Origin of the sequence: Acinetobacter rongchengensis, assembly GCF_003611475.1 — a bacterium.
In the GTDB taxonomy this organism is placed as follows: Bacteria; Pseudomonadota; Gammaproteobacteria; order Pseudomonadales; family Moraxellaceae; genus Acinetobacter; species Acinetobacter rongchengensis.
In genome coordinates, this window is the sequence record NZ_RAXT01000001.1 from 171,530 (window position 1) to 191,152 (window position 19,623).

The following is a 19,623-nucleotide window of genomic DNA, read 5'->3' on the forward strand; positions in this document are numbered from 1 at the left end:
AGACTAGAAATGACGATGAAAATAACCTCACATTAAATCACAAGTTAAATTAATAAAATGCAATTGTGCAAGGAATGCAATGAAATTCTCAGAATATGTTCAATACGATGGTTTGGGTTTAGCAGAATTAGTTCAAAATAAAGAAGTTCAAGCCAAAGAGCTACTTCAAGTTGCTATGCAACATGCCGAAAAAGTAAACCCCAAATTGAATGCGATTGTGATTCCAATGCATCAACAAGCAGTCGCACGTGCTGAACAACATTCGACAACAGGCACATTTTCAGGTATCCCCTTTTTACTTAAAGATTTACATCAAGAGTATGCAGGGGTTGCCACATCATCTGGATCAAATGCATATAAAAAAAGCAAATATGTCGCCACTGAAAATGCTGAAATTGTTAATCGTTGGGAAAATGCAGGGGTTATTACTTTTGGTTTAACCAATTCTCCTGAGTTTGGAATCAAAGGGATTACTGAACCTGAAGCATGGGGAAGTTGTAAAAATCCGTGGAATCTAAAACATAATAGTGGCGGCTCTTCTGGCGGTTCAGCATCTGCTGTCGCAGCCGGGATTGTGCCTATTGCAGGTGCAAGTGATGGCGGTGGTTCAATCCGTATTCCTGCATCATATTGTGGTTTATTTGGACTCAAACCAAGTCGTGGACGTACACCGTGGGGACCGCAAATAAGTGAAGCCATGCATGGTGCAGCGATGCAACATGTGCTGACTAAATCGGTACGAGATAGTGCTGCCATGCTGGATGCGACACAAGGTTCAGATCACGCCTCTTTATTTAATATCCAAAGTCCAACAGAAAGTTATCTAAAACTTTTACAAAAAGTACCTAAGCGCTTAAAAATTGGATTTTCGACTGAATCACCGATTGGTACTAAAGTTTCTAAAGATGCAATCCAAGCCATTCAGAATACAGCGAAACTATTAGAATCTTTGGGGCATCATGTCGAACAAGCCAAACCGCAAATTGATGGTATGCAACTGGCCAAAGATTTTATTACCACATGGTTTAGTCAATGTGCTTTTACAGTCAATCAAGTCAAACAGAAATTTAATGCCAAAGACAGTGACTTTGAATTAGATACCTTGGCAATCGCCGCTTTTGGCGCTAAAGCTTCTGCTGTAGATTATATTAACAACCTGAATAATTGGGGCATTTATGTCTCACAAATGAATCATTTTTTTGATCATTATGACTTATTTCTACTTCCTGCCACAGCTTCTGTCGCACCTAAAAATGGTGAAGTGAAAACCCCTACATGGCAAATTCCAATTCTCAAAACTTTGATTAAAGTAGACCGAGCACATTTGTTGGCAAAAGGAAAATTGGTCGAACAGCTCATTAAAAATAATTTGCAATGGGTGCCTTTTACTCAATTGGCGAATATTACTGGACTACCCGCGATGTCCGTTCCTTTGTATTGGAATAAAGACAATTTACCGCTCGGTTCGCAGTTTGTTGCACCCTTTGGACGTGAAGATATACTTTTACAGTTAGCAGCACAACTGGAAGTTGCTCAACCTTGGATGCCAAAATACCAATCCATCCAATTATAAATGGATTCAATTTTTCAAAATTTGCACCAATTCAATGAATAAAATGAGTAATGTCGATTACTCATTTTATAAATATACACTTGCGATCACAAAAGCCAGTAAACAGATTGCTTCTGTGATTTCAATACTCGCGCCTATGGTATCACCTGTAATTCCATCAATCCTTTGAATAAATTTAAAACGCAAATACAGTAATGTAAGAATAAAAACTGTCGCAGTCATCAAGCCGATCCAAACAAAATAACCACACAACAATAAGCACACTGCAAAAATAATCACGGCCCAAACACGTGAAATATATTGGGTAATTGAAGAACCTAAACCATTTTCACGGACATATTCTGTAGTAAGAAATAAGAATAACGGCGCTAAACGCCCCAATATAGGAAATAAGATTAAGGCAATATATTGTTGTTTTTGCAAAAGAACATACAAGGCAGACCATTTAACTAAACAAGAAATGATTAAGCTGAGTACCCCAATTGGACCACAAGCAGGATCTTTCATTATTTTTAAGGTGCGTTGTTTATCCCCAAAACCACCAACCCATGCATCAGCTGTGTCAGCCAAGCCATCGAGGTGTAAACCACCTGTTAGCCATATCCAAATGACGAGAACAATTGTACTCAGCAAAACCACGGGTAAGGCATGCAGCACATTCGCAATTGCAAATAAAATCCCGCCTATGATTAACCCCACCAAAGGATAAAACAATACAGACTGTGCATTTTGCTGGAGTGATGGCATCGCTTTGAGCTGAATCGGGATGATCGTCAAAAACTGTAGCGCAATAAAGAATGGCCTCATAGATTTACTCCAACCACTGCAAATGCATTGTTTCCCTGTTTAAAACAAAGCGATTTAACTGCCCTAATTCTGCTGACATTTTCAAAATATCATCTAAAGGCTGTTGTAGTGCGATACATTTTAAAAGTTTAATGACACCAGCATGTGTCACGATTAAGGCCTTTTCGGCATGCGCTTGCAACATATACTGTTGAATATTATGTAATGCATCTTGAATACGTGCATAAAAAATATGCAAACTTTCAGCATGTGGTGGTGTAAATTTTGTAGGCTGTTGCCAAAAATTCGCTAATAACTCAGGCTCATTTTCATAAATAGTTTGAGTTGATTGAGCTTCCCAATCCCCAAAATGCATTTCTTGTAGCTGTTGATCAACGATCAAGGGAATATTGAATTGTTCAGAAATAAGCTCTGAAAATAAACGACAACGCTTTAATGGTGAAGTAAAAATCATATCCCAATCAGACTGAAGCGCACTTAAAACAGTTGAAGACTGGTCTAAGATTTGAATGGACTGATGCATTTGCTGCCAACCCAATACAGTCAGATCATCATCGGTAGAACCTCGTAAGGTATGACTGAGTGTGGTTTCTCCATGGCGGAGCAAATCCAGTTGCAGTTTGAGTTCCATTTGGGTTGTCACTTGCTCGCCATCCACTTTGATTAAACCTTTTCACCTGTGACAGCCGCTTCAGCAAAAGTCGCCATATGATTATGTAAACTACATGCCAATTTGATAATGCCTAAAGCAGCACCTGCACCACTGCCTTCACCGAGTCGTAAATTCAATTTTAATAGCGGATCTGCATCTAATTCATCTAATAAACGGCGATGTCCGTACTCGGCAGACTGATGACCGAACAGCATCCATTGTCGTACTTCTGGGTTTAAACGCACAGCAATTAAAGCTGAAACTGTACTAATAAAACCATCGATAACAACAGCTAAGCCGAGTTGCGCACAACGAATATAAGCACCTGTCATTGCAGCAATTTCTAAACCACCAACGGCACAGAGTATTTTAAATGGATCCGTGCCAACAGCATGCTGATGCAGTTGAATCGCTTGATTAATCACATCCTTTTTATGTTGTAATTGTACTGCATTGATTCCTGTACCAATGCCTGTTAATTGTTCTGCCGATTCAGCAAGCAATAAGCAAGATAATGCTGAAGCTGAACAGGTATTGCCTATCCCCATTTCGCCTGCAATATAAATTGATGCACCATGAGCAATGGCTTTTTCTACACTTTCACAGCCTAAATTCATGGCTTGCATACATTGCTCTTCGGTCATTGCTGCTTGTTTTACGAAGTTTGCTGTACCTTGAGCTATACAATATCGCTCGACACCAGCATATTCATAAGTATCACCCACAGAGCCACAATCAATCACCTGCAATGTTGCAGCATATTCCTTAGCAATCACACTGATACATGCACCACCTGTCGCAAAATTTTGTAGCATTTGACGAGTCACAGCTTGGGGATATGCAGAAATATTTTCCTGCATAACACCATGATCACCTGCAAAGATCGTAATCCAAGGGCTATTCACATTGGGTTGAGGATTATTTTGTAACGCAGCCAATTGCACCGCTACATTTTCCAATACTGAAAGAGAACCTGTGGGTTTAGTCAGTTGCAATTGACGTTCTTGCGCCTGTTTTTTGACATCTGCATTTGGAACTTTACATGCATCTAACCACCACTTCATTATTTCTCTCCTTTTAAGATCATTGGAAACCCAGCCACACAAAACACCACTTTATCTACAATTTGTCCTAACTGCTGATGCAAACGCCCCGATTCATCGACAAATTTACGGGTAATTTCGCCCATAGGAATAACACCTAAACCAGTTTCATTACTCACCAGAATAAGCTCAGATTGCAGTTGAGGAAGCAGTGCCAATAACTTTTGACATTGATCGATTTGTAAATCTAAGTCAGGATGCATCAATAAATTACTCATCCACAGTGTTAAACAATCAACCAAAATTACTTGCCCTGCTACATCATTTTTCAGCAAACAATCTGCTAAAAATAGCGGTTCCTCTATGACTTTCCATTGGTTTGGACGTTGTGACTGGTGATGTTTAATTCGTTGGCGCATTTCATCATCATCAGCTTGTGCTGTGGCAATATAAATAACAGCTTTGCCTGACTGAATAGCTGTTTGCTCTGCTAAACGACTTTTTCCAGATCGTGCGCCACCCAATATTAACTGCATCATTGATTTTGCTCCTGAAATAAAGCTTGCTTAACACTATTTTGATCAAAGTTATGCTGATACAAAGGATAAAGCTTACCTTGTAAAATTTTAGCTTTATAAAAACCAAAAGTAAGATGATCAATTGAAATTTCAAACGTTTTTTGTTGCAACACTGAGATATCATTAAATATGTGTTCAGCTGTAAATGCCGCTTGATATAAACCCAAAGTAATATGCGGGCAATATTCTAATGCCGCAATTTCTTGATGGTTGCTAGAGAGTAGGTTTCTTATTTTGCTTAGGCTATTTTCTGTATCTAATATTTCAATAAATAATGCACTTTCAAAACTTTTGATTTGTCCTGTACTGAGTTTAAACCTTTTAAAATGTATATTCTCTAATCGTGCTACTTGTTGCTGAAACTGGTCTTGTGAGAAATCATCATTCAATTGCATGCAATCTTGTTTTAGAAAGCCACAAATGAATAAAGTGATATGAAACTGACGCATATTGGGGCGTAGTAAATAATTTGAAAATTGTTGTCTCAGTTGATTTAAATATGCAATAAGTTCAGGTTGCTCAATTTCTATGTACCATAGCGCATAGTCTTCCCTCCCTTTGTGCCACTCAGGATAATCATGCGCTTCAGTCGGAATGGTGAGTTGATGAGGTTGTAAAAACACAATAAATATACTTTTAGATTTATTGTGTTATTAAAGCATGTAATGGCTTGGTTTTGCTGTGATATTGCATGAAGGCTATTCAGTTAGAGATGAATATTGTTCATTTTATTTCTTGAATGATTTACCAAAAGCCCTTTCATTTAAATACAACTGTGTCTGTTCACACAGAATCATGTTTAAGAAAATACTAAAATACTGAAGGTGCATTGGCTTTTACGATACAAAAAATTGCAAATACATCAAAAACCCTAATTCAAGGTCATGATTTTTATTATTTTTTTACAAGATTAAATAATTACATAGCCCCAAAATAAAAAGATTGAGCTCAATTCAATATTGAGCTCAATCCTGTGTTTAATAAAACTGCCCGAGATTTAAGTTCAGTTCGATCTAGATAAAGTTTTCATCTGAAAAAAATGAATTATTTACCCGGTTTGAAACTATCTTTTAAATCCAAAATACGGTTAAACACTGGTTTTTCAGCGGTATGATCATACTGATCTGCAACAAAATAACCTTCACGTTCAAACTGGAAGCGATCTTCTGGTTGAGCTTGCGCTAAAGCAGGTTCAATGACCGCTTGAAGCACTTGTAAAGATTCAGGATTTAGATTTGCAAGGAAATCATCATCCGCATCGGGTGCAGCTTCGGTAAATAAACGATCATAAATACGGACTTCTGCTGGAATTCCTTTCGTTGCAGAAACCCAATGAATCACGCCTTTGACTTTACGACCTTCAGGATTTTTACCTAAAGTTTCAGGGTCGATTGAACATTTCAATTCAATCACTTCACCATTCGCATCTTTAATGACTTCATCACACTTGATCACGTAAGCATGGCGTAAACGTACCTCACCTTCTGGAACTAAGCGTTTAAAGCCTTTCGGTGGGACTTCTTCAAAGTCTTTACGATCGATGTAAATTTCAGATGTTAATGGAATAATGCGATCGCCCATGTCTACATTTGGATGACGTGCATGGGTTAAATCCATCGCTTCAGGAAGATTAGTCAACGTCACTTTCAATGGATTTAGCACAGCCATACCACGTGCCGCTGTGTTTTCCAATGATTGACGAATACAGAACTCAAGCATTGCCACATCGACAATACCATCGGTCTTTGAAACTCCTACACGCTTACAAAAATCACGTAAACCCTCAGGAGTAAAACCACGACGACGCATACCGACAACGGTTGGCATACGTGGATCATCCCAACCATTAACATGATTACCTTCAACCAATTTGCGCAATTTACGCTTAGAGGTAATGGTGTAATCCACATTTAAACGGCTCGATTCATACTGGCGAGGTACAGCCTTAGAATGCACTTTCTCAACAATCCAGTCATAGAATGGACGGTGATCTTGGAACTCTAAAGTACAGAGTGAATGAGTAATCCCTTCAATCGCATCGGATAATGGATGAGCATAGTCATACATTGGGTACATCTTCCATTTATCACCTGTTTGGTGATGTTCAGAATGAAGTACACGATATAAAATTGGATCACGCATATGCACATTAGGCGATGTCATATCAATTTTGGCACGTAAAACCGCTTGTCCCTCGCCTAATTCGCCATTGTTCATTTGTTCAAAACGAGCAAGGTTTTCTTCGATAGACGCATCACGGTATGGAGAATTTTTACCTGGTTCTACAAAATTACCACGATTCAATCGAATCTCTTCTGGTGACTGCAAATCGACATAAGCATCACCTTGTTGGATCAATTGAATCGCCCAAGTATGCAACTGATCGAAATAGCTCGATGCATAACGTGGTTCGCCATTCCAATCAAAACCCAACCATTTCACATCATTGGCAATACCATCGACATATTCTTGTTCTTCGGCATCAGGATTTGTATCGTCGAAACGTAGATTACATAAACCTTCAAATTCTTCTGCAATCCCAAAGTTTAAGCAAATGGCCTTAACATGACCAATATGCAAATAACCATTCGGTTCAGGTGGAAAACGTGTAACAACAGTTTGTGTACGTCCTGCTTCTAAATCGTCAGTAATAACTTGACGTACAAAGTCCAAGCCTGCCTGTTGTTCTTGCTGCACAGCATCGACAGGTGTAGTACTGGTTGTCGGGTTCTTTGGCAGTTCTGAAACAACATCATTTGGCTTCATAGTTGATAAATCACTTTTAAAAGTTAAAATAAGATAAATAAAAACGCTTTTCTGGAAATATTAACAAAGAAAATAGCGTTTTTGCTTGCTATGTAGTTTACAGTTTGCTTATGCTTCTCTCAACCAAAAACCCATGGCTTTTTGTCATGATTAGGAGATTATAGAATGAGTTTTCCTCAAGTCGAATTAAACACCAACAAAGGACGTATTGTTCTTGAACTTAATGCTGAAAAAGCGCCTAAAACAGTCGCTAACTTCTTAGAGTATGTTCGTGATGGTTTTTATGATGGCGTAATCTTCCACCGTGTTATTGATGGTTTTATGATCCAAGGCGGCGGCATGGACGAAAACTTCAAAGAAAAAGCCACTCGTGATTCAATCGAAAACGAAGCTGACAACGGTTTAAGTAACGATGAAGGTACGATTGCAATGGCGCGTACTCAAGCACCTCACTCTGCATCTGCTCAATTCTTCATCAACGTAAAAAACAACTCTTTCCTTAATCATACGGGTAAAACCGCTCAAGGTTGGGGTTATGCAGTATTTGGTAAAGTTACAGAAGGTTTAGACGTCGTTGAAGCGATCAAAGGTGTACGTACGGGTAACCGTGGTTATCATGCTGATGTTCCTTTAGAAAATGTTGTGATCGAATCTGCGAAAATCATTTCGGAATAATCCCTCCTAACCTCCCTTTAAAAAAGGGAGGAACTTCCAGAATATAAAAGGAAGAAAGTCCCTCTTTTTCAAAGATGGGTGAGGAGCATTGCTCCGCAAGGGAGATTTTAAAATAAAGGAAAATAAGTGACCTATCTGTTTATCGCTGATTTACATTTGTCACCTAATCACCCTCGACTCGTTCGGGGGTTTTTAGATTTGTTACAACACTACCAAAATAAGAATACCAAGCTTTATATTTTAGGTGATTGGTTCAATGCATGGATTGGAGATGACTATACTGCGCCATGGTTAGATGAAATTATTCAACAATTAAAACAATTTACAGATGTTGGAAATCAAATTTACTTCCAAGTGGGTAATCGTGACTTTGCATTAGGTCAAAAATTCTTAAATCAATTTAATGGTGTACTCCTTCCTGATATTTATATACTTCATATTGGCAATCAAACATTCCGCCTTGAACATGGCGATGCCTTATGCACCGATGATATTTCCTATCAACGATTTAAAAAGATCATTCGAAATCCAATCGTTTTAGGTCTTCTAAAAAGCACACCACTCAGTTTTAGACAAAAACTCGCCAACGGTTTTCGCAAAAAAAGCCGTCAATCACAACAAAATAAATCCTATGCAATCATGGATGTAAATCAACAAGCTGTTGAAAATGCACTACATGATGTGGATGTACTGATTCACGGACACACCCATCGTCCACAAATCCATAATATCAATGGAAAATCTCGAATCGTTTTAGGTGATTGGCGTGAAAAAACCGCTGAAGCCATGATATTAGAAATCAATCAGAATGCTGATTGGGAATTCTTCAAATGGATCATCATCGAGTAGTTATGCTTTAAATAATCGTGATTTTTCACATTTATTACGCGTAAAAAGATTTAAAAAATTAAAATTGAGAATATAATATATCGAAATTTTACGATATATGAGATCACTCATGGATGTATTAAGCATTTTAAAAACACGCTATACCACTAAAGCTTATGATGCAACTAAGAAAATTCCGCAACAACAGTTTGAACGTTTACTTGAAATCCTACGTTTAGCACCCTCTTCGATCAATATCCAACCGTGGCATTATTTTATTGCAGACCATCAAACGGCTAAAGAACGTATTGCAAAAGCCTTGGTTGGTAAATATACCTACAACGCAGCTAAAGTTTTGGATTCTTCTCATACACTTTTATTTTGCACAAAAGCTGACATTACCGAAGATCATCTTGCGAGCTTGCTAAATCAGGATGATTTAAGTGGTCGGTTTAAAGATGAAAAAGCCAAACAAGGTCAAAAAGATAGCCGCACAGGTTATGTTGATTATTATCGTAATGAAAAAGGCGATATTCAACGTTGGGCTGAAAATCAAACCTTTATTGCTCTAGGTCAAATGCTCTTGGCTGCTGGAATTGAAGGTGTTGACGCTACGCCTATTGGCGGTTTTGATGAACAAATTATCACTGAAGAGTTAGGCTTAGCTGAAAAAGGATTAATTCCTTCTGTTATTCTCACTTTAGGTTATCGCAGTGAGTCTGACTTTAATGCCAAACTACCTAAATCTCGCTTAAATAAAGAAGAAATATTTACTCAGCTTTAATTACACGATTCAATGGATAGAATAATCGATATATCCTCAAGAATTTTGAGGGGTATTACACCCCTCTACTTTTTTAACTATCTGAAAATAGAACTAACTTGAGTTTGGGATAAGATACGTTCCAGATGTATGATACACGAAACGTCAGTCGCGTTGTTTGAGGCAGGACTACATACGCCATTTACTGTTTTTGCAATACATTAAGTACATAGCGGTATTGGCCGAGTTTGCGACTGACAAATGGTTTTGCCTACTTTCCCCGAAAGAAAAGTAGGTCGAACCTGAACAAGATTGAAATATATTTCAAGCGAAGTGCAAGACGAAGTGGGTTAATACCTACATTTGACTTTAAAGAGTAAGACTCCGCCGTACATAATCTAGCTTTTTTTAACAACTTACATCAGAACTTACCCCGAACTGATGTTAAACCTAAAATTTCAACGATTAAACAGGATGGCTTTTTGCAATTTCTTGGCTAATCATCACCGCAGTTGCTGCTGATAATGTCCATCCCAAATGCCCATGCCCTGTATTATAAAATACCCGTTCCCGTTTACCACGCTTAACCACTGGCATCATATTCGGCATCATTGGTCTTAAACCAGCCCAAGGAATACAATGTTCAGTTGAAATATCAAAGTTTCTATTGACCCAATCGGTCAAGGGTTGAATTCGATCAGAACGAATATCTCGGTTATAACCATTAAATTCAGCCGTTCCTGCGATACGTAAACGATTTGCACCCAAACGAGATGTCACGATTTTGGCACTTTCGTCAAGTAAACTGACCCAAGGTGCACCATTGATACTTCTTTCATCATCCAACTGCACAGTAATTGAATACCCCTTCACTGGGTAAACATTGACACGATCACCCAATTGATTAGCCAAATGATAGCTTCCCACACCACCACAGACCACAACCGCATCTGCTCTCAATTGCTCAATGACTTTTGCTTGACCTTCTACATTTTCACCACTCGGATGATATTGAATATTCACGCCTTTGGTTGTGTGCTCAACATTGACCACTTCCATACCGAAAATATATTTCACCCCATATTTTTCAGTCGCTTTGGCTAAACCCGTGGTGAATTTATGAATATCTCCTGTCGCATCACCTGGACAATAGAACCCACCGTAATATTCACCTTTTAAGCTCGGTTCAATTCTTTTAATCTCTTCAGGACTCACCGCATGGCGCTCTAAACCACCTTTGCACAGCAAACTATTGACCCGAGTCGCCACTTCATAATCTTGCTCAGTATGATAAAAATGTAAAATGCCACGTTTTTCTAAATCAAAATGAATGCCTTCTTGTTCAGCAATGCTGAATAATCGTTGACGTGCCAAAAGCGCCATTTTTACGGTGTCTTGTGTATTGGATTCATAATGTTTGATATTGCCTAAGAATTCGGCCAACCATGCATATTTGTGCAAATCAAAAGATGGATTGAGCAATAATGGCGCATCTTTACGCGCCATCCATTTAATGCCTTTTAATACTGTAGATTTTTGATTCCAAACCTCAGCATTGCAAGCCGATAGTTGACCGCCGTTGGCAAAAGAGGTTTCCATCGCTGGGAAAAGATGTTTATCGATTACAGTAACTTGATAGCCCAATTGAGCCAGTTCGTAGGCTGAGGTAACTCCAGTAATCCCTGAACCAATCACAACAATATGACACATACGCACACTCCTTTGAAAATGCAATACTTTTTTTAATGCATTATTTCAAGCATGCCCCATCTGTCATGTGTACCTGAGAGCTTCGATAAAACTTAAACCATTTAAGTTTTACCATCCCCTTCGGTGAACCATTTGCTTATTTTACAATAGAATGGCTTCTCTCCAGATTTTAAAATTATTACAGTCCTTTTGCCTGAGAGTTTCCGGGGTCGTTGCTCCTTCGGCGAGTCTACAAGAGACTTCTCTCCTGCAATAATATTTAATTATAGTTAAGCAACTTATATGCCATTTTCAGAAACAAATACAACACATATTGCTAGACTTGTATAAGTAAATTGGCTAAAAATCCGTTTATTTTAGCTCAAAAATACAACTTAACCACTCACAGAATCATATCGGAACACATTCAAATCATCATATTCAATTTGAGGTGTTGTTCCCGAAATAATGTCAGAGAGTAACTTTGCAGAACCACATGACATGGTCCAACCCAGTGTTCCATGTCCAGTATTGGTATAAAGATTTCGATATTTGGTTTTGCCTACAATCGGTGTACCATCAGGAGTTGCAGGTCTTAAGCCTGTCCAAAAATGTGCTTCTGAAATATCACTGGCATTGGGAAACAATTGCTGTAAAACCATCAATAAGGTATTTTCACGACTGGATTTTAAAGAACGATCAAAACCGTTAATTTCAGCCATTCCTCCAACACGGATACGATCATCAAAGCGCGTTAAGGCGATTTTATAAGACTCATCCAGAATTGTTGAAACAGGTGATAATTCTGGGTCAATAATTTTGGTGGTAATTGAATAACCTTTCAATGGATAAACAGGTGCATCGATACCCAACTGTTTTAATATTTCATGGCTATAACTCCCCAATGCAATCACATAAGCATCACCTTTTATTGTTGTACCCTCTTTTAATTGAATGGCTGTAATTTGGTCTGCATTTTTTTCAATAGACGTTATAGTGGTATTAAATAAGAAATTCACACCCTGCTTTGCCGCCAATTCAGCCAGTTCCGTCGTAAATTTTTGACAATCTCCAGTCTGATCATTCGGAAGTCGTAATCCACCCACAAAATCTACCGTAGCATGTGCAAGTGCGGGCTCAGCGTTGATCACACCTTGCTTATCCAATAATTCAAATGGAACACCTTCATGCTTTAAAACTTCGGTATCTTTACCTGCAACATCTAACTGTTCTTGCTTTCTAAATAATTGTAATGTGCCCAATTGGCGTTCATCAAAATGAATCCCTGTTTCAGCACGTAACTCATCCAAACAATCACGGCTATATTCAGAAATCCGAACCATACGTTCTTTATTGATCTGATAGCGATCGATATTACACTCAGCTAACATACGAACCATCCACTGATATTGAAACATATCTCCAGTGAGTTTAATCGCGAGTGGTGAATGCGGTTGGAACATCCATTTAAAGGCTTTTAAAGGAATGCCAGGAGCGGCCCAAGGAGAGGCATAACCGGGAGAAATTTGCCCAGCATTGGCAAAACTGGTTTCTAGTGCGACATTTGGCTGACGATCAATGACTTTGACTTCATGTCCTGCTTGTTTTAAATAATATGCTGACGTTGTACCTATGACACCTGCACCTAGAACGACTATATGCATAATAAACCGATCCTTAAACGAATCATTCGTCTTATAATAAAATTTTATAACTCTTGATAAATATATTTATCATTGTATAAATTTAGCACTTTTCATCTTTTTCGCAATAAAGATTTAGTGATGACCTGTCCATTATGATCAAGAATTATGATTATCTATAATTTAAACTTAATAAAAAATAAAGGATATTGAGCTACCTCAATATCCTTAAAATAGAATACTTATACTTTAATATTTTAAATAATTAACGATGCGTATGGATCGACATCACAATACCAAAACTGGCCAACAATGCAATAACTGCTGTTCCGCCATAACTCATTAAAGGTAAAGGATCACCTGTTACAGGTAAAATACCACTGACCATTCCCGAATTGACAAAGACATAGAAAAATAAAGATAATCCAATTGTCCCAGCCAATAAGCGACCATAGTTATGAAAGCAATTCAAACTGATCATTAGGCATCTAAAAATCATCGCAGCATAAAGTACAAATAAGAAGAAAACACCAATAAAACCAAACTCTTCTGCATAGGTTGACATAATAAAGTCAGTATGGTGCTCAGGCAGATAACCCAATTGTGATTGCGTTCCTTCCAAGAAACCACGACCTGTAATCCCACCAGAACCAATGGCAATTTTTGACTGGATAATATTCCAACCTGCACCTAAAGCATCTGATTCAGGATCAAATAAAGTCAAAATACGCTTCTTTTGATACGCTTGGAGTACAAAAGTCCAAATCACGGGAAATGCGAGTGCTAAAGCACCCAAAGTACCAATAATCAACGTCCAAGACATGCCACTTAAAAACAGTGCAAACACACCGCCAATGATGATCCCAATCGCTAAATCGGGCTGTAATAATGCCAATACAAAAGGGACCAACATGATGATTACAGCAACAACAATATGTCTAAACTTGGGCGGTAATGGATTACGAGCAAAATACCAAGCCATCATCAAAGGCATAGCAAACTTCATAAATTCACTGGGTTGCATACTGCCAATACCCGGAACCGTTAACCAGCGCTTTGCACCTAAACGCACATCACCAACCAGTAACACCAAGATCAGTAATAAAATAGCAAATAGATAAAACCATGGGCTAATTGCCTGATAAACTTTCGGCGGAATTTGAGCACAAATGAATAACAGCACAAAGCCGACACCAAAACTGATCCCTTGACGTATCACCATAGATACATCTTCTGAAGATGCACTATAAACCATCAATAAACCAAGAACGGTATTGATCATCAAAAAACCAAGCAACCAAGGATCTAAATGTAATTTATCCCATCTAGATACATTTTGATTAATGCTTATACCATCTCGAACAGATTGGCGTAAAAACTTATACTGGGGTGATGGCGTCATGGAGAATATCTGTAGACATGCTTATTTAAGATAAAACGATCAGATAAATTTTAAGTCAGAAAATCTATCCACCAACAATAATTTTGATTTTACCCTATTTTCATTGCTGTGACTGTAAAATCAATTTTGCTAATTCAAGATCATCTGGATAGGTTATTTTTATATTGTCAGAACGCCCCGTAACCACATGTACAGGTTCATTTATATACTCAAGCGCACTAGCTTCATCTGTAATGACAATATCATTCGCCAAAGCACTTTCGATTGCAAATTTAAGTTTTGCAAGTGTTGATATCTGTGGTGTCTGAGCTTGCCACAATTGATCCCGACTCACAGTTTGATCAATCTGGTGTCCAGTTGCCACCAATTTCAAGGTATCACGTACGGGTATCGCCAATATAGCACTGACATCTTGCTCAATTGCAGTATTTAGCAAGTTTAGCAAACACGCAGTTGTTACACATGGTCGAGCTGCATCATGTACAAAAACCATATCTTGTGGGTCTGCAAATTTTGAAAGCGTGTTTAACGCATTTAAAACAGAATTTACTCGTTCTGCTCCCCCTAAACAAAAGTGAGCAATTTCTTTGTTGGTCAAATTGAGTGTTTGTACAAAATCATCGTGTTCACCAATCGCTAAAACATAACCTGCAAGTGGCAATTGGTTCAATCGATCAATGGTATGTTCTAATACTGTTTTATTTTCAATGATTTGATATTGTTTAAGTTCTGTTTTAGAAAAACGACTCCCTGTACCAGCAGCAGGAATAATTGCCCATATTTTACGGTTGGTCTGGCGCAGGTTCGTCTTGGTCTTCATTGGTTCTTAAATCAGCATTTGGGTCGATATAAATCGGTTTGTAATGGGTACTGATGGTACTCATTTGTACAAATGTTTCGTGTGGCTTCACTAGACCGAGGTCTAAACGTGCATGTTCTTCAATGGCTTCGGCACCATTTTTTAAATCATACACTTCCGCAGCAAGAATACGGTTTCTTTCTTTTAGGTCAGTGTTTACTTCAGTTTGTTGCTGAATTTGCTGAACTAAAGCTTGGTGAGGGAAATATCCCCCCTCACCAAACCAGAAGCGATACTGTAGGACTGCGATAATCAATATCGCAATCACTAAGATCACTTTACTTGAAGTTGTTTTAAATACTTCTAACATGAGCCATTCAAAGAATTAGTTTAAACCTTTGAATTCAGCTTTACCGCGATAAGCTGCATGAGTCAATTCTTCAATACGAAGTAATTGGTTATATTTTGCAACACGGTCAGAACGGCATAGTGAACCCGTCTTAATTTGACCCGCTGCTGTACCTACTGCTAAATCAGCAATCGTAGAATCTTCAGTTTCACCTGAACGATGTGAAATTACAGTAGAGTAACCATTTGCTTTAGCAAGATAGATAGCATCTAAAGTTTCAGTCAAAGTACCAATTTGGTTGTATTTGATTAAGATCGAGTTACCAACTTTCTCATCAATACCACGTTGTAAAATCTTAGGATTGGTTACGAATAAATCGTCACCCACCAATTGGATTTTATCACCAAGGATAGATGTTAAATAAGACCAACCCGCCCAATCAGATTCATCCAAACCATCTTCAATAGAAATAATTGGATATTGGTTGACAAGACCTGCTAAATAGTCAGCAAATTGGTTGCTTGAGAATGCTTTATTGCCTTCACCTGCAAGAATATATTGACCATTTTTGTAGAATTCTGAAGACGCACAATCCAATGCAAGCATGATGTCAGAACCTGCTTTATAGCCAGTTTTTTCAATCGCTTCCAGAATAACTGTAATGGCTTCTTCATTTGAACGTAAGTTTGGCGCAAAACCACCTTCATCACCTACAGCAGTGTTTAAACCTTTTTTGTTTAAAACTGATTTTAGAGAATGGAAGATTTCAGCACCTGCACGTAATGCTTCTGCAAATGATGTAAAACCTACTGGCTCAATCATAAACTCTTGAATATCAACATTATTATCCGCATGTGAACCACCGTTGATGATGTTCATCATAGGTACAGGCATGGTTAATGTTGTTTGACCACGTAAGTCAGCGATATATTGGAATAATTCAGTTTTCTTTTCTGTTGCAGCAGCACGTGCAGCAGCCAAAGAAACAGCCAAAGTCGCATTCGCACCTAATTTTTCTTTATTTTCAGTACCGTCAAGCGCGATCATTTTGTCATCAAGCGCTTTTTGTTCAAATACGTTTTGACCTTTTAATAAGTCTTTGATTTGACCATTTACGTTTTGAACTGCAGTACGAACACCTTTACCTAAGTAACGTGCTTTATCGCCATCACGAAGTTCTAAAGCTTCACGAGAACCAGTTGAAGCACCAGATGGTGCACATGCACGGCCAACAACGCCAGAGTCTAGGATTACGTCAGCTTCGATGGTTGGGTTACCACGAGAGTCCAAAATTTCACGTGCACGAATGTCAACGATTTGGCTCATGAATAATTCCTCAGTTGATTAAAAATAAGATGCCTCTTATAAAGGCATCAATGTGTATCTAATTTTTTGAACCCTTTCACCAAGGTGTCCAATTCTTTTATTTGTGCTAAGAATGGCTCAAGTTGTGACATACGCAAAGCACATGGTCCATCACATTTGGCTTTTTCAGGATCAGGATGACCTTCCAAGAACAAACCAGCCAAACCAGTTGCCATCCCTGCACGTGCTAAAGTTGTAATTTGCGCACGACGACCACCCGCTGAGTCTGCACGACCACCAGGTGTTTGCAAAGCATGTGTTACATCAAAGAACACAGGGACATTCATTTCTTTCATGGTGTCAAAGCCTAGCATATCAACAACTAAGTTATTGTAACCAAATGCTGAGCCACGCTCACAAAGAATCAGTTTGTCATTTCCAGCTTCTAAACATTTGTTTAGAATATGACGCATTTCATGCGGTGCTAAAAATTGTGCTTTTTTGATGTTAATAATGGCTTGTGTTTTTGCCATTGCTTCAACAAGATCAGTCTGACGACTTAGAAATGCAGGAAGTTGAATAATATCTGCAACTTCCGCAACAGGTGCAGCTTGATAAGGTTCATGTACATCAGTGATGATGGGTACATTGAAATGTTTCTTAATGTCAGCTAACCACTCAATTCCCTTTTCCAAGCCTGGACCACGGAATGAATACAAACTTGAACGATTGGCTTTATCAAAACTTGCTTTAAACACATATGGGATATCTAAGCGTTTGCAGATATCGACATACGTTTCAGCAATTTCAAAAGCTAAGTCTTTAGACTCAAGTACATTCATTCCGCCGAATAATACAAATGGCAAATGATTTGCCATTTGTATATCGCCTAAACGTACAATTTCTTGTGGTTTTAATTGTGACATTTAAACTTCCTAGTTAGTTGCTACACACTTATTTACTGTTTTGATGCTGTTTTTTCGCAGCGTCAATAAAGCTAGCAAATAATGGATGCCCATCACGTGGTGAACTTGTAAATTCTGGGTGGAATTGTACAGCAATAAACCAAGGATGTTCAGGAATTTCTACAGTTTCAACAAGGTGTTGTACCGCTGAGTAACCTGAAATTTTCATACCTGCTTGTTCAATTGCAGGAATAAAACGATCATTCATTTCATAGCGATGACGATGACGTTCAGTAATTTCAGCTTTCGCATAAACTTCACGTGTCTTCGTGCCTTCAACCAATTCAGATGTTTGTGCACCTAAACGCATTGTTCCACCAAGATTTGACTCAGTACTGCGATGTTGGATTTCACCACGCTCATCTAACCACTCAGTGATCAAACCAATCAATGGGAATTTAGTCGAACGGTTGAATTCTGTTGACGTTGCTTCAGGCATACCTGCAACATGACGTGCAAACTCAATCACAGCCAATTGCATACCCAAACAAATACCAAGGAATGGTACACCATTTTCACGAGCAAACTGAATAGCCTTCATTTTGCCTTCTGTACCACGTTCACCAAAACCACCTGGAACCAAAATCGCATCCATATCTTTTAATACTTCAGCGACATTTTGAGTTTCAAGGTCTTCAGCATTGACATATTCAATTTGAACTTTAACGCGGTTTTGAATTCCTGCATGTAAAAGTGCTTCATTTACAGACTTATAAGCGTCTGGTAATTCAACATATTTACCTACCATCGCAACACGTACAGTGTATTCAGGGTTTAATAATGCTTCTACAACGTGATCCCAATCTGAAAGATCCGCTTCTGGTAAACCGTCATAACCAAAACGTTCACAAATTAAATCGTCAACATTTTGCTCATAGAATGTACGTGGAATTTGGTAAATCGAACGTGCATCTTTACATACCACAACAGCACGAGCTTCAACGTTTGTGAATAATGCAATTTTACGTGTCGTATCTGCATCAACATCGTGTTCAGTACGGCAAATCAAAATATCTGGCTGAATACCAATCGACAATAATTCTTTTACAGAATGTTGTGTCGGTTTGGTTTTAAGTTCTGCTGCAGATTTGATATAAGGAAGTAGAGTCAAATGCATCAGCATGGTACGTTTATGACCAAGCTCAACCATTAACTGACGTACAGATTCCATGAACGGAAGTGATTCGATATCACCCACAGTTCCACCGATTTCTACGATAGCAACGTCATAACCCTCGCCTGCGCGAAGTACGCGTTCTTTAATATTATCCGTAATATGTGGAATAACTTGTACAGTACCGCCAAGGTAGTCACCACGACGTTCTTTATTTAAAACATCTTGGTAAACACGACCTGAAGTAAAGTTATTCAGTTTGGTCATTTTTGCACGACGTAAGAAACGTTCGTAATAACCCAAGTCTAAGTCAGTTTCGGCACCATCCTCTGTGACAAAAACTTCACCGTGCTGGAATGGGCTCATAGTCCCAGGATCGACATTAATGTATGGATCCATTTTGACCATGGTTACTTTTAAACCACGGGCTTCTAAAAGTGCAGCAACTGAAGCAGCTGAAATACCTTTACCTAGTGATGATACAACACCACCAGTTACGAATATAAAATGGGTCATTAAGTTTCTCGTACAATGGAGCCTAAATTGGCCTACAATGTTGTGCGATTTTACTTTACTCTGTACCAAGAAAGCAAAGTCAATTCACATCAATTCATAGAACAATAAACAATTGGCTATTCTATCAGCATTTCCAATAAAAAATTAGCTCTAGAT

The 19,623-nt window shown here is 38.4% G+C and carries 18 protein-coding genes and 1 riboswitch; of the genes, 4 read left to right on the forward strand and 14 right to left on the reverse strand.

The window, feature by feature from the left end:
- Positions 1 to 79 precede the first annotated feature (79 nt).
- Positions 80 to 1,573, forward strand: coding sequence for an amidase (locus D7V20_RS00875; RefSeq protein WP_120382469.1), 1,494 nt, complete (start codon positions 80 to 82; stop codon positions 1,571 to 1,573).
- A 66-nt stretch (positions 1,574 to 1,639) separates the two neighbouring features.
- On the opposite strand, the gene D7V20_RS00880 is transcribed toward D7V20_RS00875, so the two are convergent.
- From D7V20_RS00880 to D7V20_RS00905, 6 genes are all read right to left on the reverse strand, one after another.
- Entirely contained in the window at positions 1,640 to 2,380 is a 741-nt protein-coding gene (locus D7V20_RS00880) for an adenosylcobinamide-GDP ribazoletransferase (RefSeq protein WP_120382470.1), read from the reverse strand.
- Positions 2,381 to 2,384: 4 nt separating this feature from the next.
- Positions 2,385 to 3,011 (reverse strand): histidine phosphatase family protein, encoded by a 627-nt coding sequence (locus D7V20_RS00885; protein WP_120382570.1) that lies wholly within the window; start codon positions 3,009 to 3,011, stop codon positions 2,385 to 2,387.
- A gap of 32 nt (positions 3,012 to 3,043) precedes the next feature.
- On the reverse strand, positions 3,044 to 4,096 hold the full coding sequence (gene cobT, locus D7V20_RS00890) for a nicotinate-nucleotide--dimethylbenzimidazole phosphoribosyltransferase (RefSeq protein ID WP_120382471.1): 1,053 nt from the start codon (positions 4,094 to 4,096) through the stop codon (positions 3,044 to 3,046).
- Positions 4,096 to 4,614: a bifunctional adenosylcobinamide kinase/adenosylcobinamide-phosphate guanylyltransferase gene (cobU, locus tag D7V20_RS00895; RefSeq protein WP_120382472.1), complete on the reverse strand. Its 519-nt coding sequence runs from the start codon at positions 4,612 to 4,614 to the stop codon at positions 4,096 to 4,098. The genes cobT and cobU overlap by 1 nt, the downstream gene beginning before the upstream one ends.
- The gene (locus D7V20_RS00900) at positions 4,611 to 5,276 is read right to left on the reverse strand and encodes a 2'-5' RNA ligase family protein (RefSeq protein WP_120382473.1); all 666 of its coding nucleotides are present in this window, start codon (positions 5,274 to 5,276) and stop codon (positions 4,611 to 4,613) included. Before D7V20_RS00900 ends, cobU begins: the two co-directional genes overlap by 4 nt.
- Positions 5,277 to 5,697: 421 nt before the next feature.
- Complete coding sequence (locus tag D7V20_RS00905) at positions 5,698 to 7,419, reverse strand: glutamine--tRNA ligase/YqeY domain fusion protein (protein ID WP_120382474.1); 1,722 nt, start codon at positions 7,417 to 7,419, stop codon at positions 5,698 to 5,700.
- 165 nt (positions 7,420 to 7,584) lie between these two features.
- Between D7V20_RS00905 and D7V20_RS00910 the strand changes: the two genes are divergently transcribed.
- From D7V20_RS00910 to nfsB, 3 genes are all read left to right on the forward strand, one after another.
- Positions 7,585 to 8,094: a peptidylprolyl isomerase gene (locus tag D7V20_RS00910; RefSeq protein WP_120382475.1), complete on the forward strand. Its 510-nt coding sequence runs from the start codon at positions 7,585 to 7,587 to the stop codon at positions 8,092 to 8,094.
- Between the two features lie 126 nt (positions 8,095 to 8,220).
- Positions 8,221 to 8,943 (forward strand): UDP-2,3-diacylglucosamine diphosphatase, encoded by a 723-nt coding sequence (locus tag D7V20_RS00915; protein WP_120382476.1) that lies wholly within the window; start codon positions 8,221 to 8,223, stop codon positions 8,941 to 8,943.
- A gap of 109 nt (positions 8,944 to 9,052) precedes the next feature.
- Positions 9,053 to 9,706: an oxygen-insensitive NAD(P)H nitroreductase gene (gene nfsB / locus D7V20_RS00920; RefSeq protein ID WP_120382477.1), complete on the forward strand. Its 654-nt coding sequence runs from the start codon at positions 9,053 to 9,055 to the stop codon at positions 9,704 to 9,706.
- A 444-nt stretch (positions 9,707 to 10,150) separates the two neighbouring features.
- On the opposite strand, the gene D7V20_RS00925 is transcribed toward nfsB, so the two are convergent.
- From D7V20_RS00925 to D7V20_RS00960, 8 genes are all read right to left on the reverse strand, one after another.
- A complete protein-coding gene (locus D7V20_RS00925) occupies positions 10,151 to 11,395 on the reverse strand; it encodes a D-amino acid dehydrogenase (protein WP_120382478.1) in 1,245 nt (414 codons plus the stop codon).
- 171 nt (positions 11,396 to 11,566) lie between these two features.
- Positions 11,567 to 11,655, reverse strand: a riboswitch (glycine riboswitch).
- 114 nt (positions 11,656 to 11,769) lie between these two features.
- Positions 11,770 to 13,038: a D-amino acid dehydrogenase gene (locus tag D7V20_RS00930; RefSeq protein ID WP_120382479.1), complete on the reverse strand. Its 1,269-nt coding sequence runs from the start codon at positions 13,036 to 13,038 to the stop codon at positions 11,770 to 11,772.
- A gap of 244 nt (positions 13,039 to 13,282) precedes the next feature.
- Positions 13,283 to 14,419, reverse strand: a complete 1,137-nt coding sequence (rodA, locus tag D7V20_RS00935) for a rod shape-determining protein RodA (protein ID WP_120382480.1) — start codon at positions 14,417 to 14,419, stop codon at positions 13,283 to 13,285.
- Positions 14,420 to 14,519: 100 nt separating this feature from the next.
- Complete coding sequence (gene ispD / locus D7V20_RS00940; RefSeq protein WP_120382481.1) at positions 14,520 to 15,239, reverse strand: 2-C-methyl-D-erythritol 4-phosphate cytidylyltransferase; 720 nt, start codon at positions 15,237 to 15,239, stop codon at positions 14,520 to 14,522.
- Positions 15,202 to 15,588 carry a cell division protein FtsB gene (ftsB, locus tag D7V20_RS00945; protein WP_120382482.1) on the reverse strand — a complete coding sequence of 129 codons (387 nt, stop codon included), beginning with the start codon at positions 15,586 to 15,588 and terminating at the stop codon, positions 15,202 to 15,204. The genes ispD and ftsB overlap by 38 nt, the downstream gene beginning before the upstream one ends.
- A gap of 15 nt (positions 15,589 to 15,603) precedes the next feature.
- Complete coding sequence (gene eno / locus D7V20_RS00950) at positions 15,604 to 16,893, reverse strand: phosphopyruvate hydratase (protein ID WP_120382483.1); 1,290 nt, start codon at positions 16,891 to 16,893, stop codon at positions 15,604 to 15,606.
- Positions 16,894 to 16,940: 47 nt separating this feature from the next.
- A complete protein-coding gene (gene kdsA / locus D7V20_RS00955) occupies positions 16,941 to 17,798 on the reverse strand; it encodes a 3-deoxy-8-phosphooctulonate synthase (protein WP_120382484.1) in 858 nt (285 codons plus the stop codon).
- Positions 17,799 to 17,826: 28 nt separating this feature from the next.
- Positions 17,827 to 19,467, reverse strand: a complete 1,641-nt coding sequence (locus D7V20_RS00960; RefSeq protein WP_120382485.1) for a CTP synthase — start codon at positions 19,465 to 19,467, stop codon at positions 17,827 to 17,829.
- Positions 19,468 to 19,623: the final 156 nt, after the last annotated feature.